The sequence below is a fragment of the Anoxybacillus ayderensis genome (assembly GCF_013761015.1).
GTDB lineage: Bacteria > Bacillota > Bacilli > Bacillales > Anoxybacillaceae > Anoxybacillus > Anoxybacillus ayderensis.
In genome coordinates, this window is the sequence record NZ_JACDUV010000007.1 from 22,400 (window position 1) to 45,242 (window position 22,843).

Here is a 22,843-nt window from a genome sequence, read left to right on the forward strand (position 1 = left end):
CTATTAGTTGTGAAAAAAGGTGGGATCAATGTGCATTATCATGTGAAATTAGATCAATTTGAAGGGCCACTTGATTTATTGTTGCATTTAATTCATCGATATGAAATTGATATTTATGATATTCCTGTTGCGCAAATTACGGAGCAATATATGGCTTACATTCATGCGATGAAACAATTGCAGCTCGATGTAGCGAGTGAATATTTAGTGATGGCAGCAACGCTCATTGAAATGAAAAGTAAAATGTTGTTGCCAAAACACGAAGAAACGCTAGAGGATCAAGAATTATTTATCGAAGAAGATCCGCGCGAACAATTAATGCAACAGTTAATCGAGTATAAAAAGTTTAAAGAAGCAGCGAAGCAGTTGCGCGAAAGGGAAGAAGAGCGAGCGCTTTTATTTACGAAACCGCCGAGCGATTTAACCGCTTATGCGACGAACGGCGCGCCACTTGCGCTTGATGTAGATTTGTACGACATGCTTGGAGCGCTTGCCAAATTGTTGCGGCGCAAAAAATTACAAAAGCCGCTTCATACGAAAGTGGCGCGTCAAGAAATTCCAATCGGAAGACGAATGGAAGAAATTTTACAAATATTAAAAAACGGAGAGCGAACGAACTTTTATGATTTATTTCCGTATGACGATCGCGAGCAAATTGTCGTGACGTTTTTAGCTTTGCTTGAACTAATGAAACGAAACGAAATTATTGTCGAGCAAGAAAACAATTTTGCCGATCTATACATTCGACGAAAAAGGTGATGAACATGAATGAATTGGCCATTATGGAAGCGTTACTGTTTGCGGCGGGTGAAGAAGGATTGACGTATAAACAAATGGCGGATGTGCTTGATATACAAGAAGAGCGTGTCTATGAACTCGTGCAACAGTTGAAACGTATGTACGAAACAACAGAGCACGGTATTACTGTTGTTGAAATGGCAGGAACGCTTCAGCTTGTGACGAAAAAACAATGCGCGCCATATTTACAAAAGCTCGTTGAGTCGCCAACAACGTCATCGTTGTCACAAGCAGCGCTCGAAACGTTAGCGATCATCGCCTATCGCCAACCGATCACGCGGGCAGAAATTGAACAAATTCGCGGCGTCAAAAGCGATAAACCGCTTCAAACGCTATTAGGGAAAGCGTTAATTAAAGAAGTAGGGCGAGCGGAAGGAACAGGGCGCCCTATTTTGTACGGGACAACAAAAGAGTTTTTAGACTACTTTGGCTTAAAAACGCTAGACGAACTTCCACCTTTGCCACAATGGGATGAACAAGAAGAAGAACGGGAAGCCGACTTATTTTTCGAACGCCTCAACGAACAACTGCAAGAAGCGAATGAGTAAATCAAAGGTGAATCGTCAATGAGTTTTAGCTTTTTCATTTTTCTTATTTTCGCTTTAATATTTGGAAGAATGATAGATTACTTTATCGAAACGTATGTAGATATAACAATTGCCCAAAGTGCAATTAGAATTTTTATCGTCATCTTTGGATTTGTTTTTTTGCATAAAATAGAAAAACGCTACGGCTTTTCTAAGAAAAAGATAAAAATGAAAATATGGCTCCCAAGTCTGATCGGCGCGTTATGTTTAGCGATTTTTTTATACGAAATCGGCATATTGCCAGGAAAGTAAACAGGTGCTTTTATGCGCCTGTTTTTCTTTAAAAATGATAAAATTTTTCGCACGATTCGTAATTTATGGTAAAATAAATGTAGCTTCGTTGTTGAAAAAGGGGGTTGAAGCAGTTAAGTAATTTCTATAATTTTTTATAAAACTCTCTACATAAATAACAAATTTTATGGTTTTATTTGTGTAGAGAGGTGATTGTTATGAAATATTACAGTATTGGCGAATTTGCAAAACTTATCGGAAAAAGTCAGCAAACTTTAAGAAATTGGGATAAAAATGACGTTTTAAAACCTGCTTATGTTGCGCCATCGGGATTTAGGTATTATTCCGAACAACAGCTTCATCAAGTGCTTGGGGTAAAAAAAGCGATTGTCCCTAAAAAAGTCATTGGCTATTGTCGAGTATCAAGTAAAAAACAAAAAGATGATTTGGAGCGTCAAGTCGAAGCCGTACGCACATATATGATTGCGAAAGGCTATTCGTTTGAAATTATTGAGGATATTGGAAGTGGAATCAACTACACGAAAAAAGGATTAACTCGATTAATCGACATGGTTTGTAATGGTGAGGTAGAAAAAATTGTTGTTTTGTATAAAGACCGTTTGGTTCGTTTCGGATTTGAACTGATTGAACAGATTTGTAAACGTTATGAGGTAGATATTGAAATCATCGACCATACAGAAAAAACAGAAGAACAAGAGCTTGTCGAAGATTTAGTGCAAATGATCTCCATTTTTAGCTGTAAACTTCAAGGAAAAAGAACCAACCGAGCCAAGAAAATGATAAAGGAGTGGCTTGAAGATGATTCGGTCGATCAAAGTTAGGTTAGAGCCGAACAACAAGCAGCGAACAAAATTATTTGGATCCGCAGGTGTGGCTCGTTGGGCGTACAATTGGACGCTTGAACAACAAGAAAACAACAAGAAAAGCGGTGGTAAATTCATCAAAGATGGGGATTTAAGAAAAAAGCTAACGACTTTAAAACAAAACGACCCCAATTATAAATGGTTATACGATTATTCCAACAATATCACCAAACAAGCCATTAAAGATGCGTGCAAAGCATACAAAGACTTTTTTAAAGGAAAAACAAAAAAGCCAAGATTCAAAAGCAAAAAGAGAAGCAAGCCATCTTTCTACCAAGACACAGAAAAAATCAAATTTAGTGATACGCATATGTATATCGAAAAAGTCGGATGGGTACGTCTATCCGAACGAGGAAAAATTCCAACGAATACAAAGTATTACAACCCTCGTATCACGTTTGACGGTGTTCACTGGTATGTATCCGTAGGATATGACGTTCCAAAACCATCTGTCGCATTACACAGCCATACACTAGGAATTGATGTGGGAGTACAAAATCTAGCCGTTTGTTCGGACGGTCGGGTATTCCCAAACATAAACAAAACGACAGAAATCAAAAAACTAGAAAAGCGTTTGCGTCGGTTGCAACGTAAATGCTCAAGGAAGTACGAAATGAACAAAGTTCAAGAAAAAGGAGGTGTAGTCCGTTACGTCAAAACACGCAACATTACAAAACTCGAAAGGCAGATGCAGAAGATACGAATTCGGTTAGAACATAAACGCATGGATTATGAGAATAAAGTGGTGAACGAGTTGGTGAGAACCAAGCCTTCTCGAATCATCATGGAGCATTTAAATATTCGTGGGATGGTGAAAAACCGCCATCTATCGAATGCTATTCAACAACAACGTCTATATACTTTTAAGAAAAAAATCAAACACAAATGTGAATGGTACGGAATCGAGTTTGTAGAAGCGGATTGGTGGTATCCATCATCGAAAACATGTCATTCATGCGGATATTTGAAAAAAACACTTAAACTATACGAACGGATATTTCGATGTGATAACTGCGGTCTTGAAATAGACAGGGATTTAAATGCAAGCATCAACCTCTCGACATATCCTGCATAAATAACTGTTTGTACCGTGAGTTACACGGGAATTCAAGCCTTCGGAGTGTCAAACAAACGAGAGTAGCTTCGGCAAAATCGGACACGATGAACAAGGAAGCAAACAGAAATGTCTGCAAGGTTCTTGTAGAGTTTTGTAAGTTTTGCGTAACGGTGCATCGTTTGTGAAAATTATTTCGTGTCATGGATATGAATTACAAAAAGCACAGCCGAATACGTCAGAAGATTTTTTCAATCGTTCGGAAGTGACGTTTGTTGACGATGATGGAGTAGAACGTACATTGCACGTACTATATGTTCGTTATTTCGATGAGCGTTTTTCACAATGGACACCGTATGAACAAGATCCTGTATTTCAAGCGGGTGGGAAAGACGTATATTTTAAAGACATTGTTGCGCTCGTCTGTTTGCTTGTCGATCCGTCACTTCGGGCACGAAAACGTGTATATATTAATGAAGAAGAAGAGCTTCGTCGCTACTTTTCATCCATCGATTTAGCGAAATTACCAGAAGTATTTGAGGCGCTTGCCAACAAACAATCGTATACGGTTAAATCACCGCTTTTATTTATTTCGCAACCGTAAAGGAGGCTTGCATATGGGGAATACTGTTGTTCTTAACCAAACGAAGCAAGTGGAGCAGTTGTTAACCCGCATTGTAGAACGAATTGCTCGCTATTTAAATGAAACGACGATTGAACAAATGCAAGAAGAATGCGCAGGCGACCGTCGTTATTATGAAGGAGTGCTTGCGGACTTGCGCCGTTTAGCTGTATATGGTGAAGAAGGTGTCGATGCGTGCCGCATTGTGCTTCAAGAAGAGCCGTTTCGGAAAGCAGCCGCCGAACAAGCATTATATAAAATTTACCATTCATGTGTGGCAGAATTTTTTACCCCAAAGCGCGATTTATGGTATGAAGATAGCCGCTCAGCGTATACAGGAAGACATTCGATTAAATTGAGACAACCTGCTCCTCCATCGTTACAACAATTGCTTCATGCGATTGAAGCTGATTTTCAAACGATGCGAGAAGAACTCGAATTTTATGAAACAGACTACCGAACAAAAATGATCCAATCGCAATAAGAAGCTGCGTGTGTCAGCTTCTTTTTTTGTTGCATATGATGCCGGAGGAGGTGTGTATATGCAACAATATATTCATAACGTGCAAGCGTGGCTTGAGAGAGTAAAGCCATATGTTGATGCAGAAACGTTGGAACGTCTAAACGTGGAGCTAGAGCGTGGAGATGTCGTGCGCATTCATGAGCAAGTGACAAACATATATGAACAAATACAACGTAAGCGCGTACCGATTGGAGGGCATACGTTACCTCAGCTGCCTTATGCGTACAATGCCCTCGAGCCGTATATTGCTGAAGAGATTATGCGACTGCATCATGAAAAACATCATCAAAGCTATGTGGACGGTTTGAATCGTGCCGAAAAAATGATGCAACAAGCGCGTGAAAAAAATGACTATGCGTTATTAAAACATTGGGAGAGGGAAGCTGCGTTTCATGGTTCGGGACATTATTTGCACACAATTTTTTGGAACAATATGAAACCGCGTGGAGGCGGACGTCCAACGGGGGCGCTGCTTCAACAAATTGTGCGCGATTTTGGGAGCTTTGAAGCGTTTCAACGACATTTTACCGAAGCGGCGAAGCAAGTGGAAGGAAGCGGATGGGCGCTTCTTGTTTGGTCACCGTTTGCTGAACGGCTAGACATTTTACAGGCGGAAAAACATCAAAACGGGACGCAATGGACGACCGTTCCGCTCCTTGTGTTAGATGTATGGGAGCATGCGTATTATTTGCAATATAAAAACGATCGCGCAACTTACGTTCAACAATGGTGGAACGTCGTCAATTGGGATGACGTTCAACAGCGATTCATAAAAGCAAAAGGCCGCGTCATGTAGCGGTCTTTTTGTCATACATCGTTGACTAGCGCATACACTTGTACAAAACGGACAAAGGGATGAGGGTGTATGCGACGGCAATGGTTTGTATGGATGATCGTGCTTTGTTTTTTTTGTTCGCTTTTTCCGAATGAAGCGAAGGCGATGTCGGTGAGTGCGAAAAGCGCGATTTTAATGGAACAGACGACAGGGCGCGTGTTATTTGAAAAAGATGCGCATACAAAACGACGTATTGCGAGCATTACAAAAATTATGACGGCCATTTTAGCGATTGAATCCGGAAAATGGGAAGAGCTTGTGACGGTAAGTGAACGGGCGGTTCGGACAGAAGGATCTTCGATTTATTTAAAGCCGGGCGAAAAAATTGCGCTCAAACATTTAGTATATGGGCTTATGCTTCGTTCTGGAAACGATGCAGCGGTGGCGATCGCTGAGCATGTTGGCGGTAGCGTCGAAGGCTTCGTTTTTTTAATGAACAAAAAAGCAGCAGAAATCGGCATGACAAATACGGAATTTGCGAATCCACACGGGTTAGATGATGCGGAAAATCATTATTCTACCGCGTATGATATGGCGTTACTTATGCGATATGCGATGCAAAATGAGCAATTTCGCGAAGTATCGGGAACAAAATTGTATCGGGCACCAAATCCAACGGAAGATTGGGATCGCGTTTGGCGCAATAAAAATAAGCTGTTAACGCATTTGTATAAATATTGTACCGGAGGGAAAACAGGATATACGAAGCGAGCGAAACGTACATTAGTGACGACAGCATCAAAAGATGGGCTTGATCTCATCGCGGTGACGATTGATGCAGGCGATGATTGGAACGATCATATGGCCATGTATGAACACGGCTTTGCGCACTATGAACTTGTGACGGTAAAAGCGGACGAGATTGTAGAACAGATTGGAGATCCGTTTTATGACAAACATCTCTTTGTTGTACGCGATTTTATATATCCGGTCACAAAAAAAGAAGAAGCACTCATTCATTTAAAGCGAAAATTACTTCGCCCACAAGAACGATGGAAAGAGATAGGCGTGCCATCGATTGTCGGGAAAGCGGAACTGTATATCGGCAACGAAAAAGTCGATGAAACACCTATTTTTTATAAGCAACAAAAGAAAACACGTTCTTTTTTTGACTGGTTGTTAGGGGTGGGGCGCGATGGTTAATCTCATTTGGGTGGCGCTTTTGCTTATTGGGCTTGTGTTTGCGGGAATAAACGGGACGATGAAAGACGTGAACGAGGCGATGTTTCAAGGGGCGAAAGAAGCGGTAACGATTAGCATTGGTTTAATTAGCGTGCTCGTTTTTTGGCTCGGTTTAATGAAAATCGCCGAGCAATCTGGATTGCTTTCTTTTTTTGCTCATTTGTTCCGTCCAATAGCGAAAAAAATTTTCCCGGAAGTGCCGTCCGACCATCCGGCTCTTGGGTATATATTATCAAATATGGTCGCAAACATGTTCGGTCTTGGAAATGCGGCGACGCCGCTCGGCATTAAAGCAATGGAGCAATTGAACAAACTAAACGGTCAAAAAGACGAACCGAGCCGCTCGATGATTACGTTTGTCGCTTTAAATACCGCAAGCGTTACGCTCATTCCTGCAACCGTCATATCGATTCGGATGACATACCACTCTGCTTCACCAGGAGAAATTATTGGCACAACGTTTGTTGCCTCACTCATTGCCACGATATCAGCGATCATGATCGACCGCGCATTTTACATACGGAGGCGTAAAAAAGGAGGAATGTAATGTACGTCATTCAATTTTTGTCGCTTTGGCTTATTCCAATGGTCATCGCTTGTATTTTACTGCACGGGACGTACAAGCGCGTTCCGACGTATGAAGCGTTTGTTGAAGGAGGAAAAGAGGGAATTCAAATTGCTTTTTCCCTTATTCCATATTTAGTAGGCATGCTTGTAGCTGTCTCCGTTTTTCGCGCTTCTGGTGCACTTGATTTTTTTATTTCGTATATGAAGCCGTTCATCGTCCCGCTCGGATTGCCACCCGAAGTCGTGCCGCTTGCGCTCATTCGTCCAATTTCAGGAACGGCATCGCTTGGCATCGTGACCGACTTAATCGCCACATATGGACCCGATTCATTTATCGGTCGGTTAGCTTCTACGATCCAAGGAAGCACAGAAACGACGTTATATGTACTTACCGTCTACTTCGGTGCGGTCGGCATTCGCAAAATGGGCGATGCGCTGAAAGTCGGCTTGCTTGCGGACCTCATTAGCTTTGTTGTATCGTTTTTTATCGTACTATGGATGTTCGGGGAATAAAGAGGAAATGTTGTAAATACAGGTAACAAACTTTATAATACACATTACATCATTTTAAAGGGTGAGGAAATAAAGTGAAAAGGCAATTTGTCCTAAATATTGCGAGGCTAGGAGAAAGTCGCATTCTCTGCGATTTTCTCCTTTCTTATTTTTGAACTCCTGTACCGAATGTGGTAAAACTATATAGTGAGGTGAATGAAATGGAACGATTACAAAAAGTCATTGCTCATGCAGGTGTAGCATCGCGAAGAAAGGCAGAGCAATTGATCGTCGAAGGAAAAGTGAAAGTAAATGGAAAAGTTGTCACAGAGCTTGGAGTGAAAGTTAGTCCACAAGATCGCATTGAAGTAGATGGCATTCCGCTTGAGCGCGAAGAGCCGGTATATTATTTGCTGTACAAGCCGCGCGGTGTTATTTCTAGCGTAAAAGACGAAAAAGGAAGAAAAGTAGTGACCGACTTTTTCAAACATGTAAACAAGCGCATTTATCCGATTGGGCGGTTAGATTACGATACGTCAGGGTTGTTGTTGTTAACAAATGACGGGGAGTTTGCGAATATATTAATGCATCCACGCTACGAAATTGAAAAAGTGTACATCGCAAAAGTAAAAGGCATTCCAGCGCGCGAAAAAATGAAACAACTTGAAAAAGGTGTCATGTTAGAAGACGGTGTAACAGCGCCAGCGAAAGCAAAAGTATTATCAATTGATAAGCGAAAACAGACGGCCATTGTTGAGCTTCGCATTCATGAAGGACGCAATCGTCAAGTGCGCCGCATGTTTGAAGCGATTGGTCACCCTGTTTTAAAGTTAAAGCGGGAACGTTACGCCTTTTTAGATTTAAAAGGTTTAAATCCTGGGGATTACCGCGAATTGTCACCACATGAAGTGAAGCAATTGCGTGCCCTTGCATTAGCTGGTTCACCGTATGTATCATAATTTTGTCACAGTTTGTTCAAATAATTTTCATTATTTATATAGTGGTAACTTGTATAATGAGGTTGATGAAAACGGTTTATTAGGAGAGTTGGCGATGAAAGAAAAGCGATTTTGGCTTCGAACAGTCATTTTAGCCATCATGCTTGCAGCGATCGGCTATACGATTTATTCGAACGTTTTTGTCGAGAAAAAAGCGATTCAAGTGGGCGATTCAGCACCAGATTTCGTACTTACTGATTTAAATGGCGACAAAATTCAACTATCCGATTACCGTGGCAAAGGTGTCTTTTTAAACTTTTGGGGAACGTGGTGTAAACCGTGTGAAAAAGAGATGCCACACATCAATAGTCAATACAACGTATATAAAAATGAAGGGGTAGAAGTGATTGCTGTTAACGTTGGGGAAGCGAAAGTGACGGTACAAACATTCGTTGATCGCTTTCAGCTTACGTTCCCAGTTGTCATTGATCAACAAGATCAAGTGATGAATGCGTACGATATTAACCCGCTGCCAACGACATTTTTAATCGACAAAGACGGAAAAATTGTAGACATTATTACAGGAACGATGACAGAAGAAGATGTAAAAAAATATATGGAACGAATTAAGCCGTAAGGGGTTTTCAACATGGAACAAGTAAAATGTGAATGCGGGCATGTCAACCCGATCGGAACAGTGCTTTGTGAAGCGTGTGGTAAGCCGCTCGAAGAAGTGCCAGCGTTGTTAGATATGCGCTATGAAGGGAGCGCGCGCCGTTCACAAACGTACAATAAAACGATCATTGATAAAATTTGGAACTTTTTTTCATCTGTCAAAGTTGGGGTTTGGCTCATTGTCATTACGCTAGTTGCTTCCGCGATCGGTACGATTTATCCGCAACAAATGTACATTCCGCCAACCGTATCACCAGCGGAATATTATGAGCAGCAGTACGGTTTGCTTGGAAAATGGTACTATGCGCTTGGCTTTCATGACTTGTATAGTTCTTGGTGGTACATGTTGCTTATTGCACTCATTGGCGTATCGCTTGTCATTTGTAGTTTAGACCGTGTTGTACCGCTATATCGTGCGTTAAACAATCAACGAGTGACGCGCAACGAGCAATTTTTACAAAGACAACGTCTATTTAGTCGCGCGAAAGTAAAACATGATGAAACGGCATTTCGAAACGTCGTCGACAAGCTAACAAAGCGTGGCTATCGCGTTCGAGAAGAAAACGGAAATATTTTAGCTGAAAAAGGGCGATTTTCTCGTTGGGGACCGTATGTGAATCATATTGGGCTTATCATTTTTTTAATCGGTGCGATGCTTCGTTTCGTTCCGGGCATGTATGTCGACGAAAGCATGTGGATTCGTGAAGGAGAAATAAAAGAAATTCCGGGAACGAACGGAAAATATTTTTTAGAAAATAAAAAGTTTATTTTTGAAGTCTATGAGAAAGAAAAAGAGAAAGAAGCGTTTCAAGCAGCGATTGATCGCGTCGGTAGCGGAATGATGGCGAAAAACTATCAAACCGACGTCGTATTATACGAACGTATTGGTCCAGTCGTTGCGGGCGAAGAGCCGAAATTAAAAAAAATAAAAAGTTTTTCAATTCGGGTTAATGAACCGTTAAAACACGATTATTACGCATTATACCAAGTTGATTTTAAGCTAGATGAGTTAAAAAGTATGTCGTTTCATTTCACCGATAAGGAAACGAACAAATCGTTTGGCACAATTACAGTTGATTTAATTCAACCAGAAAAAGAATATGACCTTGGTAACGGATATAAAGTACAACTATTAAGCTATTTTCCAGATTTTTATTTTGATGAAAACGGCAATCCGAATACGCGCTCGAAAGTACCGAACAATCCAGCGTTCGTATTTAAAATGTTTGCACCAGATCGTCCGAAAGGCGAAGTGAGCTTCACGGCCATTCGTCAAACAATTGAGCCGCTTGGTAATAACAAATATAAGATGGCATTTGCGAATATTGAAACACGAAACGTATCGGCATTAACAGTGCGTCGTGATTTTACACTTTGGATTTTAGGCGTTGGTGGCGCGATTTTTATGATCGGCCTTATTCAAGGAATGTATTGGAACCATCGTCGCGTATGGATTCGACGGATGAACGACGAAGTACTCGTTGCCGCACATACGAATAAAAACTGGTTTGGACTGAAAAAAGAGCTTGAAGGTATATTTAACGATACGCCGTTTGTCATGCCAATCGATCAAGCGGACAAGCGGTCATAAGGGGGGAACATCGTGGTTCAGCTAAGTAGCACGTTACTATACGTGGCTTTTGTTCTTTATTTAGTTGCAACGCTTTTCTTTGGTGGCGCGATTCGAGTCAAAAAGAAAGAAGGGGTAGACCGTTGGGCAACGATTGGGATTTTTGTGACGATCGTTGGATTTATTGCTCAACTCGGTTATTTTATTACGCGCTGGATTGCCGCTGGGCATGCACCTGTCAGCAATTTGTTTGAGTTTACAACATTTTTTGGCATGATGCTTGTCGGAGCGTTTATCGTCATTTATTTTATTTACAAAACGAGCTTGCTCGGCTTATTTACTTTACCGATTGCCATTTTAGTTATCGCTTATGCGAGCATGTTTCCACGGGAAATTTCGCCGCTCATCCCAGCTTTACAAAGCGATTGGTTGCATATTCATGTGACGACAGCAGCGGCTGGAGAAGCGATTTTAGCGATTAGTTTTGCCGCGGGACTCATTTATTTAATTCGCGTTGTCGATCAATCGAAACCGAGTAAGCGAACGTTTTGGCTTGAATTTGTATTATTTTTCTTAATTAGTACGCTTGGTTTTGTCATCGTCACAACATCGTTTCGCGTTGCTGGTTATGAAGCAACGTTTGAGTGGATCGATAAAAATGGCAAGCAAGATGAAATGGTATACCATATGCCTGCGCTTGTTGGTCCGCATGAAGGAGTGCTAAAAACGGAAGAACGCATGAAGCCGCTTGTGGACATGCCAGCGATCATTAACGCGCGGAAATTAAATACGGTCATTTGGTCTTTATTTTCTGGCCTTGCGTTATATGGCTTGCTTCGCCTTCTTTTACGCAAACGTATTGCAGCCGCGTTACAACCGCTTGTAAAAAACGTCAATTTAGATTTAGTTGATGAAATTGGCTATCGTTCCGTAGCGATCGGCTTTCCGGTATTTACGCTCGGTGCGCTTATTTTTGCGATGATTTGGGCACAAATCGCATGGACGCGCTTTTGGGGCTGGGATCCGAAAGAAGTATGGGCGCTCATTACGTGGTTGTTTTATGCTGCCTTTTTACATTTGCGACTATCGAAAGGATGGCATGGTGAACGTTCCGCATGGCTTGCGGTTATTGGTTTTGCGATCATTATGTTTAACTTAGTGGCGGTAAACTTAGTCATTGCTGGCTTACACTCATATGCTGGATCTTAAAAACGCCTTCGCTATGAAGGCGTTTTTTTAAAGATAAGAAAGTATAAAATTTTGAGTTGATGTCTAGCTCCAAGCGCCATCGGCTCGAGTCGCTCCGCCCCACACTGCGGCGGCGACAGCCTCCTCGGTGGGGCTTGTGCGCTCTTCGCCGATAGGCGGGCGCTTTGCGCTTTTCTTTATGAGAAGTAGAAAAAAGTTTGGCGGTTTTGTACAATAGAAAAAGAGGAGGTATGACATCATGGAGAAGGAAATTAAAATTTTAGTTGTGGATGATGAAGAACGGATTCGCCGCTTGCTTCGCATGTATTTAGAACGTGAACAATATGTCATTGATGAGGCGGAAAACGGCGAAGAAGCGCTAGCGTTAGCACTTGAAAATGATTATGATTTAATTTTGCTTGATCTCATGTTACCAGGAAAAGATGGGATTGAAGTATGTAAACAGTTGCGTGAGAAAAAAGCAACGCCTGTCATTATGTTGACAGCAAAAGGAGAGGAAGCGAACCGCGTGCAAGGGTTTGAAGCAGGAACAGACGATTATATTGTAAAACCGTTCAGCCCGCGTGAAGTCGTGCTTCGTGTGAAAGCGTTGCTTCGACGCACAGCCAACGCTTCCTACGTACCGACGGATACGACAGCACGGGATGTGCTTGTTTTCCCACATTTAACAATTGATCATGATGCACATCGTGTGACCGCGGACGGACATGAAGTCAGTTTAACTCCGAAAGAATATGAGTTGCTTCACTTTTTAGCGAAATCGCCAGATAAAGTGTTTGACCGTGAACAGTTGCTAAAAGAAGTATGGCATTACGAATTTTTCGGTGACTTGCGCACAGTGGATACACACGTCAAGCGATTGCGTGAAAAACTAAACAAAGTGTCGCCAGCTGCGGCGAAAATGATCGTCACCGTTTGGGGTGTCGGGTATAAATTTGAGGTCGTGAATGAATGATGGCGTTATGGCGTAGTGTAGTCGGCAAACTATGGCTGACGATTTTGTTGCTTGTTGCTTTCGTCCTTTTTATTTTAACCGTCTTATTGCTCGGTTTTTTTGAAAAATATTATTTAGAAAAAACAAGTGATCAGCTTACCCAACAAGCGACAAAAGTGGCTCGGGTCGTCGCTGAACATGACGAGCCGTTTGCGCGCTCCATTGCGTGGACGATGGTGGATGATGTATCAAAGTTAATGATCATTATCGATGATCGTCATTATTGGTATTCACCAAATGAAAAACTGCCGGATTTGCCACTATCGTTCATTCAGCAAGATCAACAGTTAGGGCGCGTATTTAATGGCGAAAAAGTAGTGAAACGGACGCTTATGCCAAATCAAACGATGCGAAACGACGAATATAATGAACTATTTATTGTCGGCGTTCCGCTTCATACATCGGATGGAAATGGCGCGGTATTTGTATACCAGTCGTTAAAAGCGGTCGAAGAAACGACAAGACAGACGACAAAATTTATTTTTCTTGCGGCGTTTATCGCCATTGTGTTAACGACCGTGTTCGCCTTTTTCTTATCTACACGCATTACAGCTCCGCTTCGAAAAATGAGGCAAGTAGCATTCGAAATTGCGCGTGGAAAATTTGATTCAAAAGTGCCGATCGTCACTCATGATGAAATTGGGGAACTGGCGATGGCTTTTAATCAAATGGGACGGCAGTTGCAGTTTCATATTAATGCGTTAAATCAAGAAAAGGAGCAGTTAGCAAGCATTTTAAGTAGCATGGCCGATGGTGTCATTACATTCAATCGAAACGGTGAAGTGCTCATTACAAATCCACCAGCTGACCGATTTTTACAAGCGTGGTATTACGAGCAAGGGCAAAGCGATAATTTATTGCCACTTCCTCCCGAAGTGAATGAATTGTTTACGAAAGCGGTAGTGGAGGAAAAAGAACAAGCGATAGAAATGGCTTTACAAGGTCGCAATTGGGTCATTGTTATGACGCCGTTATACAACGGCAAGGTCATTCGGGGAGCCGTTGCGGTGCTTCGCGATATGACGGAGGAACGACGGCTTGATAAGTTGCGCAAAGATTTTATCGCAAACGTCTCGCATGAGTTGCGCACGCCGATTGCGATGTTGCAAGGGTATAGTGAAGCGATCGTCGATGATATTGCCGCGACAGATGAAGAGAAAAAAGAATTGGCAAAGGTGATTTATGACGAATCGTTGCGCATGGGTCGTCTTGTGAACGATTTGCTTGATTTAGCGCGCATGGAAGCAGGTCATTTAACGCTCCATGAAGAACAAGTGCCGCTTAGACCGTATATCGAGCGCATCATTCATAAGTTTCAAGCGTTAGCGAAAGAAAAAGGAGTTCGTTTGCTTGTTGAAATGAACGATGAGCTCATCGTTTCGTTCGATCCCGACCGCATTGAACAAGTGTTGACGAATTTAATTGATAATGCGCTTCGTCATACAGATAACGGTGGCGAAGTACGTGTTATTGTCGATGCGGGGGAAGAAGTCGTGCGCATCTCTGTGCAAGATTCTGGCTCAGGCATCGCAGAAGAAGATTTGCCTTTTGTGTTTGAGCGTTTTTATAAAGCGGATAAAGCGCGCACGCGCGGTCGCTCAGGTACAGGTTTAGGTCTTGCGATTGCGAAAAACATCGTTGAAGCGCATAAAGGAACGATTGCTGTCCATAGCAAACTAGGAGAAGGAACGACGTTTACGTTTACATTGCCATTGAAATAGAAATTTTTTATTGTCATCAGCGATATTTTTCGCTATGATAGAAACGTAGAAATTGTTCGACAATTACATACATTCGTTGCAAAAAGGTGTCGAACGGGCAACCTAGTAGACTTAATAGGGAATCTGGTGCAAGTCCAGAACTGTCCCCGCAACTGTAAATGCTGACGAAATGAAAATCGCCACTGTACAATTTGTACGGGAAGGCTTCAAAGTAGGATGACGCATAAGTCAGTAGACCTGCCTTTTTGCACCGTCATTCGCGTCTTCGGGGAGTGAGACGGCGAAACGACAAGGGGAAGTTGTTGTCTTTTGTTGTTTCCAGCTCATTCCATTTGGAATGAGCTTTTTTATTTGATATACATAAAAGGGGGAAAAACGATGAAGAAATGGAAACAATATGTGTGGCTTCTTGCGCTCGTATTGACGCTCGGATTAGCAGCGTGCAGCAATAACGCGGAGCCAGCAAAAGAAACGAAGCAAGAGGCGAAAACAGAGGAGGCTGCATTTCCGGTTACGGTAAAAGATGCGGTTGGCGATGTCACAATTGAAAAAGAACCGACAAAAATTGTTTCGCTCATTCCGAGCAATACAGAAATTGCATACGCGTTAGGGCTTGGTGACAAAATTGTCGGTGTAAGCGATTTTGATAACTATCCAGAAGATGTGAAAAACAAAGAAAAAATTGGTGGTATGGAGTTTAATGTTGAAAAAATTATTTCACTTCAACCAGACGTTGTGCTTGCGCATGCATCAAGCGCTCACAATTCTGAGGAAGGATTAAAGCAATTAAAAGATGCGGGCATTACAGTTATTGTAGTGCCAAACGCCACATCGTTCAACGATGTATATGCGTCGATTGAACTGATCGGGAAAGCGACAGGGAAAGAGAAAGAGGCAGCCGATGTTGTGCAACAAATGAAGCAAAAAATTGATGCCATTGCTGAAAAAGCAAAAGAAGTAAAAGAAGAAGCAACCGTTTGGGTGGAAGTTTCTCCTGCACCTGAAATTTATACCGCTGGAAAAGGAACATTTATGGATGAAATGTTAACGATCATTCATGCAAAAAATGCAGCAGGCGATCAAGAAGGATGGCCGATGTTTACAGAAGAAGATGCAGTGGCGCTAAATCCAGATGTCATTATTACAACATACGGTTATTACACACCGAACGCTGTCGAGCAAGTGCTCGCTCGCCCAGCTTGGAAAGATGTCCCTGCAATTAAAAATAAACGAGTATACGATGTCAATTCTGATTTAGTTTCTCGTCCGGGACCACGTTTAGCTGAAGGGGTCGAAGAAATTGCCAAAGTCGTTTATCCAGACATTTTTAAATAATTACATGAGCGCATTGCTTATTGCAACGTTTGCTTTGTTGTTAGGGGTATCGATTGGATCACAATCGATTCCCTTTTCTTCTATATGGGAGACGCTATTACATCAGTTGTTTCATACGCCGACAAATGTTCCTGCCACCGTTTCGCAAATTATTGTTGCGATTCGTTTACCGAGAGTCATACTCGCCTTTCTGATCGGGGCATCTTTAGCACTTGCAGGGGTAGCGTTTCAAGGACTTTTGAAAAACGTTCTGGCCGATCCGTATACCATCGGGGTGTCGTCTGGGGCAGCCGTTGGCGCCGTGCTTGTCTTTTTCTTTCAGCTTCAGTTTTCGATTCTCGGACGTTTTACGCTCCCGATCGTCAGCATTATATTTGCGCTCGTGACATTATTGTTTGTTTTATTATTTGCACGGCTTGCGGAACGAAATATGGCGATGGAGACGATTGTTTTAATCGGCATTATCATGAATGCGTTTTTCGGTTCGCTCATTTCGCTTATGGTCGCTTTTAGCGGCGAAGAGTTGCGTCAAGTTATTAGCTGGCTCATGGGGAGCGTCGCGATGCGCGGCTGGTCGTACGTGTCTTTATTTGTTCCGTTTTTTATCATCGGTTCTCTCGGTTTATTTGCACATATTCGCGAGTTAAACGCCTTTTCATTCGGTGAGCGGGTCGCTGCCAATATTGGCGTACATTTGTTACAAAAAAAGCTAGCGATTTTACTTAGCGCTTCCTTGCTTACAGGAGCGGCGGTAGCTGTATCAGGAACGATCGGATTCGTCGGGCTCGTTATTCCCCATATGACTCGTCTCATTTGCGGGGCGAACCATCGAAAATTGTTGCCGCTCTCCTTTTTATACGGCGGAACGTTTTTAGTATTAGCGGATGTCGTCGCGCGAACGATCGTTTCACCGCGAGAGTTGCCGATCGGGGTCATTACCGCCCTCATCGGCGCCCCTTTATTTGCGATATTGTTGTTTAAAAGTTTAAGACGGAAGACGGGATCAACATGATTGATGTAAAGGATGTTTCGTATCGATATGGTGAAAAACAAGTATTACGACATGTTTCATTTACAGTATATGAAGGAGAGTTTTTCGGTATTTTAGGTCCAAACGGATCAGGAAAAACGACGTTAATAAAACTGTTAAGCCGCGAACTTGCTTTACAGCAAGGGGACATTTTTGTTTGTGGTCAACATATTGAAACATATAAGCCGAAACAATATGCAAAATTGATCGCTACGTTGCCGCAACATACAGATGTTTCGTTTGGATATACAGTGAAAGAAATGGTTGAGCTCGGTCGCTATCCTTATCAATCAACTCTTTTTCCGAAATGGACAAAGGAAGATGAGCAAGTCGTTAGCGACTCACTCCATGCGGTGACATTGTCGCATAAACAACATGCTTTATTAGAGCAGTTAAGCGGTGGAGAACGTCAGCGTGCCGCGCTTGCTCGAGCGCTGGCACAACAACCGCATGTATTGCTCCTAGATGAACCGACAAACCATATGGATGTGGCACAACAATTTAAATTGCTTAATTTATTAAAGCAATCGCAGCTGACGATCGTTGCTATTTTTCACGATATAAACATTGCATCGCTCTATTGTGATCGCCTTCTTTTTTTGCGAGATGGAGAAGCTGTTGCATGCGGTACACCGAAAGAGTTGTTAAATGAATCGATGATTGCATCCATATTTGAAACAAACATGAAACGATATGAGCATCCGGTGTTGCCAAAACCGCTTGTGACGTTCGTTCCGTTTTTAGAGCAGCCTATGAATGATGTGCTATGGCATGTCAAGCAAAATGAAACGATGATCGTCATTGAAACAGCGAAACCGTTTAAAGTGCTTTCCTCTGCGCTCGTTGGCGGTGGAACGCGCTGGGCAACAATGTTTGTCAATCGGCATGTTCCGCTTGATTATCGTTGTGATGATGCAAAGCAAGAAATGATTCAATTTTTGCGACAACACGGTTTTGATGAGCAGTGGACCGTTGGGATGATGACTGCTGTTTGTGTAAATGATGTCGCGTTTGCGTCTGTTCATGAAGATGTTCGCCTTTTCGTTGCCGTAACGGCAGGGGTTGGAAATGCGGTTGATAGTGCACAGGCGTGGCGTCGTACAGATGTAGTCGCTTCTCCGGGCACGATTAATACGTTTATTTTTATTGATGCACACTTATCAGAAGCTGCGTTTGTGCAAGCGTTAATGACCGCAACAGAAGCAAAAGCAAAGGCGCTGTACGATAAACAAGTCATCGATCCCCAAACCCACACCATTGCGACAGGAACATCGACAGATTCGACGGTCATCGCTGCGTCTCAACAAGGAACGTATTATGAATACGCTGGAACGATCACATCGATCGGCAAACAAATCGCTCGTCTTGTATATGAAGCGACGCAAACAGCAATTGATCGCTACCGAAAGCGAAAGGGTGACAGTCGATGACGCACATATGGGCGGTGTGGCTTGCGCTTTTGCTCGATCGCATATTTGCTGATCCTCGTCGGTTTCATCCTGTTTGTTGGATTGGGCAACTGATTGCGTTCATGGATCGTCGTTTGAACAAAGGAAGATGGAGAAAAGGAAAAGGAATATTCACGCTGTTTGTCGTTTGTACGGTGACGTTGATCATAAGTTACGGACTGATTGTTAGCGCCTACCGACTTTCATTTATATTCGGCATATTCATTGAAGCAATGATCATTTTTACTTCGATTGCGCCAACCAGTTTAGCGAACGCAGCGTACGATGTCCTCGATCCGTTAGAAAGAGGGGATATTGATGAAGCCCGAAAAAAGGTGGGAATGATTGTCGGGCGTGATACAAAAACGTTACAACAAGAAGGGATCGTACGTGCATGTGTGGAAACAGTAGCCGAAAATACGAGTGACGGAGTAACCGCCCCTCTTTTTTATGCTTTTATTGGCGGGGGAGCGTTAGCGATGTTGTATCGCGCTGTAAATACGTGCGATTCGATGCTCGGCTATAAAAACGAGCGATATGCTCAATTTGGTTGGGCATCGGCTCGATTTGATGATGTACTTAATTACATTCCTGCTAGACTAACAGCGTTCGTTATGCTGTTTGTTCATCGTGCAAATAAACGAGCATGGAAACTATTATTTCGCGATGCCCGCAATCACCCAAGTCCAAATAGCGGATGGTGCGAAGCGGCGATGGCTGCGTTGTTACATGTTCAACTCGGAGGAGTAAACACATATTACGGTGTCGTATCCGTCCGACCAACGATTGGAGATGCGTCTGTTCCGCTTGCTGCTCGGCACATTAAACGAGCGGTGGCAATCATGATACGCACGACCGTTGCTTTTACGATAGGAGGGAGTTTGCTTGCGCTTGCCTGCACATGGGGCTAATCCACATCGTTTATATGAAGCGATGCAAATAAATATGCCGAGCTCATATATTGATTTTAGCGTCAATGTCAATCCAATGCAGTACGAATATATACTAACAGAACAACAGTGGTTACGTTGGATGAGCGAATATCCAGAGGAGCGAAGTGAATCGCTTCAAACGATGATTGCTGAACGAGAGCGTGTCGCGCGCAGCCATGTATTTGTCGGAAATGGTGCTGCCCAATGCATTTATTTACTTGCTGAACAATTTGCCGGTCAACATATTGGCATCATTGAGCCGACGTTTACAGAATATCGTCGCGCATGTGAAGCTTACGGTTGTACCGTTCACTCGTTTATGTTAGATGAACATTGGCAACTACCGATCGAACAAATGATAGAACGCTTGCCGTCTTTACACGCGCTATTCGTTTGTCATCCGAACAATCCAACAGGTACGATATGGTCAAAAGAAACGATGTATGCTTTATTAAAAGCAGCACATGATGAAGGGGTATATGTTATTGTCGACGAAGCGTTTTACGATTTTTGGCTCGATGGTTATTCCGTTTCTTCTTTTTTACACACATTTGATCGTTTAATTGTGCTACGGTCATTAACGAAAATGTACCGATTGGCAGGTGTACGGCTCGGTTATGTGTTAGCGCATGAGCATGTCGTAAAAAAGTTAACGGAAAAGCAACCGCCATGGAGCGTGAACACGATCGCTCAACAAATCGGAAAACAATTATTGAACGATGAGGCATTTGTCGAACGAACAAAAACATACATCGCTTCAGAGCGAAAACGAATATTTTCACAGCTTACTGAGATGGGTTATCGCTATTCACCGTCTGTTGTCAATTTTTATATGTTGCATGATGAAACGATGACACTTTTTCCTTTTTTGTTGCAACAAGGTATCGTCGCTCGCCATACGTTTAATTTTCAAGGACTGGACGGAAAATATGTCCGTTTTGCGATTCGAACGAAAGAAGAGAACGATCGTCTCCTTTCTTATTTAAGGAGGTGGCATAAATGATCGTATTTATTAGCGGTGGGGTGCGCAGCGGAAAGTCTTCATTTGCAGAACAATGGGCAAAAACAATGGCGGAAGCAACACATTCACTTCATTATATTGCGACAGCGATGCGCACAGATGAAGAAATGGAGGCGCGCATTGCTCATCATCAACAACAACGAAAACGTGATCGGTGGCAAACGTGGGAACAGCCGTATGATCTCGATCGAATCATTTCTATGTTTTCCAAACGTGATATCGTGCTGCTTGATTGCTTAACAAATTTATGGGCAAATGAGTTGTTTCGCGATCATATATGGGATGTACATGGAAAAGTACCGCGCATCGTTCAACAAATGAAACAGTTAGGTAACAAAGCTAAAGGACTAATCATTGTAAGTAATGAAGTGTTTTATGATGGTGTACCTAATGAACGAGGAACGTATATGTATATGCACGGTCTCGGTTTATTACATCAACATCTTGTCACATTAAGCGATGTGGCGATTTTGATGCGTTACGGATTGCCGATTGTAAAGAAAGGAAGATGGCCATGTGGCGTGGCGTAATGTTGGCTGCGCAATTTTTAACTGTGCTTCCGCTCCGTATACAAGTGGACTGGAATGAACGAACAGCACGCGCAGCTGTTCTGTCGTTTCCGTTCGTCGGTGCGATAATTGGATCGTTTCTCGTTGTTTTGTACATGTTCATGTTTCATCATGTGTCTGTGCTCGTCTTATCATTTTTGCTCATGTTTTTTTCTATTTTTCTTTCCGGAGGTTTGCATGCTGACGGATGGATGGATTGCAGCGATGCGTATTTTTCATATCGCGATCGACAGCGTCGTCTTGATATTATGAGCGATTCGCGCGTCGGGGCGTTTGCGGTGCTCTCCATTTTATTTTTACTTGGCTTCCGTTTCGTTTTTCTATTTGAGACTGTTGCGCACATGTCGTTGTTTTCTCTTTTTTGCATTCCGTTACTTTCACGTCTTGGCATGACGTTGCTTTTATTGACGACGCCGCTTGCGAAACAGACAGGGATGGCAGCCGCATTTCGTCAACATGTCGATCACCGCTATGTACCTTTCGTTATGGTGTACGCATTCATTGTTTTATTATCGCGTGAAACGATCATATTGTTTTTTGCGCTTATGTTGTTTTATGTCGTCGCGCGTGCGTTTGCTGTGAAGCAATTTGGTGGAATCACAGGCGATGTGCTTGGAGCGTTTGTTGAAGGAGGCGAAACGTTTTTATGGCTCGTCATTTGGCTATTACATACGTTCGCCATTTTGTAACGAAAGAAAATGAAGCGAAACAATATATCGGTTGGACGAATGTGCCAGTAATTCAGCCGAAAAATGTGTCGCATGAGCTGAAGCCAGAAATCGTCATGACAAGCGATTTGCTCCGTTGTCGCCAAACGGCGCATTTGTTGTTCCCGAATCATGTCATTGAATGTTCTTATCGTTGGCGAGAACTGAATTTTGGTGATTTTGAAGGAAAAACGTATGAGCAATTGCAAACGGTCAAAGCGTATCGTCGTTGGTTAGACGATCCGTTTCGCTATGCGCCTCCAAACGGTGAGACGTTTGCTCAGTTTGAAGCTCGTATTGAACAAGCCGTTAGCGATGCGATTCATCGATCGGTTTCACATGTTGTCGTTGTGACGCACGGCGGTGTGATTCGTTATATATTATCGAAGTACGCACCAGACATCCGTCCGTTTTGGGAATGGCACGTTCCGTTTGGCGAAGGAGTGACGCTTTATAATACGAAGGAACGATGGAAGGAGAGAAAGCGATGCATTTCGTTAGCGGCGGTGCATTTCAAGGGAAGCGAAAATGGGTAAATGCCCATTATTCATTCGCGCATACGCCATATAGTTGGTATTGTGCATATGAAAATATGTTTCCGCTTCCACATGATGAAACCGCATCTGTTGTTGTGCTTGAAGGAATAGAACATTGGATTCGCGAATATTTTTCTCCTTATACGGACGATGAAAAGGAAGCGATCCGATCGTATATGTGCGCGTGGAAGCGATGGGAACAAGCGGGAGAACGGACGGTCGTTTGGATTGGTTGCGATATTGGGCAAGGTATCGTGCCGATCGATACGCATGAACGGGCATGGAGAGATATGGTTGGCTGGACGTATCAACAGCTAGCGAGCATATGTAACCGTGTCGATTACGTATGGTGTGGGATCAATGAACGAATCAAGTAGGAGGGA

Annotated in this window: 26 protein-coding genes and 1 riboswitch; all 26 genes read left to right on the top strand. The window is 42.7% G+C overall.

Annotated elements, in window-relative coordinates:
* Positions 1-30 precede the first annotated feature (30 nt).
* Complete coding sequence (locus HNR63_RS10705; protein WP_181520686.1) at positions 31-759, top strand: segregation/condensation protein A; 729 nt, start codon at positions 31-33, stop codon at positions 757-759.
* Between the two features lie 5 nt (positions 760-764).
* A complete protein-coding gene (gene scpB, locus HNR63_RS10710) occupies positions 765-1,346 on the top strand; it encodes an SMC-Scp complex subunit ScpB (protein WP_181520687.1) in 582 nt (193 codons plus the stop codon).
* An 18-nt stretch (positions 1,347-1,364) separates the two neighbouring features.
* Positions 1,365-1,637, top strand: a complete 273-nt coding sequence (locus HNR63_RS10715) for a hypothetical protein (protein ID WP_181520688.1) — start codon at positions 1,365-1,367, stop codon at positions 1,635-1,637.
* 197 nt (positions 1,638-1,834) lie between these two features.
* The gene (locus HNR63_RS10720; protein WP_021094512.1) at positions 1,835-2,458 is read left to right on the top strand and encodes an IS607 family transposase; all 624 of its coding nucleotides are present in this window, start codon (positions 1,835-1,837) and stop codon (positions 2,456-2,458) included.
* Entirely contained in the window at positions 2,436-3,575 is a 1,140-nt protein-coding gene (locus tag HNR63_RS10725; protein ID WP_181520689.1) for an RNA-guided endonuclease InsQ/TnpB family protein, read from the top strand. The genes HNR63_RS10720 and HNR63_RS10725 overlap by 23 nt, the downstream gene beginning before the upstream one ends.
* A 163-nt stretch (positions 3,576-3,738) precedes the next feature.
* A complete protein-coding gene (locus tag HNR63_RS10730) occupies positions 3,739-4,158 on the top strand; it encodes a hypothetical protein (protein WP_181520690.1) in 420 nt (139 codons plus the stop codon).
* Positions 4,159-4,171: 13 nt separating this feature from the next.
* Positions 4,172-4,660, top strand: coding sequence for a YpuI family protein (locus HNR63_RS10735; protein ID WP_181520691.1), 489 nt, complete (start codon positions 4,172-4,174; stop codon positions 4,658-4,660).
* Between the two features lie 58 nt (positions 4,661-4,718).
* Positions 4,719-5,495: a superoxide dismutase gene (locus tag HNR63_RS10740; RefSeq protein WP_181520692.1), complete on the top strand. Its 777-nt coding sequence runs from the start codon at positions 4,719-4,721 to the stop codon at positions 5,493-5,495.
* A 69-nt stretch (positions 5,496-5,564) separates the two neighbouring features.
* Entirely contained in the window at positions 5,565-6,677 is a 1,113-nt protein-coding gene (locus tag HNR63_RS10745) for a D-alanyl-D-alanine carboxypeptidase family protein (RefSeq protein ID WP_042535497.1), read from the top strand.
* Positions 6,670-7,263, top strand: a complete 594-nt coding sequence (locus tag HNR63_RS10750; protein WP_085788546.1) for a nucleoside recognition domain-containing protein — start codon at positions 6,670-6,672, stop codon at positions 7,261-7,263. The genes HNR63_RS10745 and HNR63_RS10750 overlap by 8 nt, the downstream gene beginning before the upstream one ends.
* Positions 7,263-7,796 carry a spore maturation protein gene (locus tag HNR63_RS10755; RefSeq protein WP_042535501.1) on the top strand — a complete coding sequence of 178 codons (534 nt, stop codon included), beginning with the start codon at positions 7,263-7,265 and terminating at the stop codon, positions 7,794-7,796. The genes HNR63_RS10750 and HNR63_RS10755 overlap by 1 nt, the downstream gene beginning before the upstream one ends.
* A gap of 200 nt (positions 7,797-7,996) precedes the next feature.
* On the top strand, positions 7,997-8,734 hold the full coding sequence (gene rluB / locus HNR63_RS10760) for a 23S rRNA pseudouridine(2605) synthase RluB (protein WP_021094521.1): 738 nt from the start codon (positions 7,997-7,999) through the stop codon (positions 8,732-8,734).
* Between the two features lie 94 nt (positions 8,735-8,828).
* A complete protein-coding gene (gene resA, locus HNR63_RS10765) occupies positions 8,829-9,350 on the top strand; it encodes a thiol-disulfide oxidoreductase ResA (protein WP_181520693.1) in 522 nt (173 codons plus the stop codon).
* A gap of 12 nt (positions 9,351-9,362) precedes the next feature.
* Positions 9,363-10,979, top strand: coding sequence for a cytochrome c biogenesis protein ResB (gene resB / locus HNR63_RS10770; protein ID WP_181520694.1), 1,617 nt, complete (start codon positions 9,363-9,365; stop codon positions 10,977-10,979).
* A gap of 12 nt (positions 10,980-10,991) precedes the next feature.
* The gene (gene ccsB / locus HNR63_RS10775; protein WP_181520695.1) at positions 10,992-12,167 is read left to right on the top strand and encodes a c-type cytochrome biogenesis protein CcsB; all 1,176 of its coding nucleotides are present in this window, start codon (positions 10,992-10,994) and stop codon (positions 12,165-12,167) included.
* 238 nt (positions 12,168-12,405) lie between these two features.
* Positions 12,406-13,122, top strand: a complete 717-nt coding sequence (locus HNR63_RS10780) for a response regulator transcription factor (protein WP_085788551.1) — start codon at positions 12,406-12,408, stop codon at positions 13,120-13,122.
* Positions 13,119-14,882 carry an ATP-binding protein gene (locus tag HNR63_RS10785; protein ID WP_281363256.1) on the top strand — a complete coding sequence of 588 codons (1,764 nt, stop codon included), beginning with the start codon at positions 13,119-13,121 and terminating at the stop codon, positions 14,880-14,882. The genes HNR63_RS10780 and HNR63_RS10785 overlap by 4 nt, the downstream gene beginning before the upstream one ends.
* Positions 14,883-14,949: 67 nt before the next feature.
* Positions 14,950-15,141, top strand: a riboswitch (cobalamin riboswitch).
* A 119-nt stretch (positions 15,142-15,260) separates the two neighbouring features.
* The gene (locus HNR63_RS10790; RefSeq protein ID WP_085788571.1) at positions 15,261-16,217 is read left to right on the top strand and encodes an ABC transporter substrate-binding protein; all 957 of its coding nucleotides are present in this window, start codon (positions 15,261-15,263) and stop codon (positions 16,215-16,217) included.
* Positions 16,183-17,229 carry a FecCD family ABC transporter permease gene (locus HNR63_RS10795; protein ID WP_181520696.1) on the top strand — a complete coding sequence of 349 codons (1,047 nt, stop codon included), beginning with the start codon at positions 16,183-16,185 and terminating at the stop codon, positions 17,227-17,229. Before HNR63_RS10790 ends, HNR63_RS10795 begins: the two co-directional genes overlap by 35 nt.
* Entirely contained in the window at positions 17,226-18,677 is a 1,452-nt protein-coding gene (locus HNR63_RS10800) for an adenosylcobinamide amidohydrolase (RefSeq protein ID WP_181520697.1), read from the top strand. The genes HNR63_RS10795 and HNR63_RS10800 overlap by 4 nt, the downstream gene beginning before the upstream one ends.
* Positions 18,674-19,606 (top strand): adenosylcobinamide-phosphate synthase CbiB, encoded by a 933-nt coding sequence (cbiB, locus tag HNR63_RS10805; protein WP_181520698.1) that lies wholly within the window; start codon positions 18,674-18,676, stop codon positions 19,604-19,606. The genes HNR63_RS10800 and cbiB overlap by 4 nt, the downstream gene beginning before the upstream one ends.
* A complete protein-coding gene (gene cobD / locus HNR63_RS10810) occupies positions 19,581-20,630 on the top strand; it encodes a threonine-phosphate decarboxylase CobD (protein WP_181520699.1) in 1,050 nt (349 codons plus the stop codon). Before cbiB ends, cobD begins: the two co-directional genes overlap by 26 nt.
* Entirely contained in the window at positions 20,627-21,178 is a 552-nt protein-coding gene (locus tag HNR63_RS10815) for a bifunctional adenosylcobinamide kinase/adenosylcobinamide-phosphate guanylyltransferase (protein ID WP_042535515.1), read from the top strand. Before cobD ends, HNR63_RS10815 begins: the two co-directional genes overlap by 4 nt.
* On the top strand, positions 21,157-21,906 hold the full coding sequence (locus tag HNR63_RS10820; RefSeq protein WP_181520700.1) for an adenosylcobinamide-GDP ribazoletransferase: 750 nt from the start codon (positions 21,157-21,159) through the stop codon (positions 21,904-21,906). Before HNR63_RS10815 ends, HNR63_RS10820 begins: the two co-directional genes overlap by 22 nt.
* The gene (locus tag HNR63_RS10825) at positions 21,864-22,460 is read left to right on the top strand and encodes a histidine phosphatase family protein (RefSeq protein WP_181520701.1); all 597 of its coding nucleotides are present in this window, start codon (positions 21,864-21,866) and stop codon (positions 22,458-22,460) included. Before HNR63_RS10820 ends, HNR63_RS10825 begins: the two co-directional genes overlap by 43 nt.
* Positions 22,412-22,837: a bifunctional adenosylcobinamide kinase/adenosylcobinamide-phosphate guanylyltransferase gene (locus HNR63_RS10830; protein ID WP_181520702.1), complete on the top strand. Its 426-nt coding sequence runs from the start codon at positions 22,412-22,414 to the stop codon at positions 22,835-22,837. Before HNR63_RS10825 ends, HNR63_RS10830 begins: the two co-directional genes overlap by 49 nt.
* The last annotated feature ends 6 nt before the right edge of the window (positions 22,838-22,843 follow it).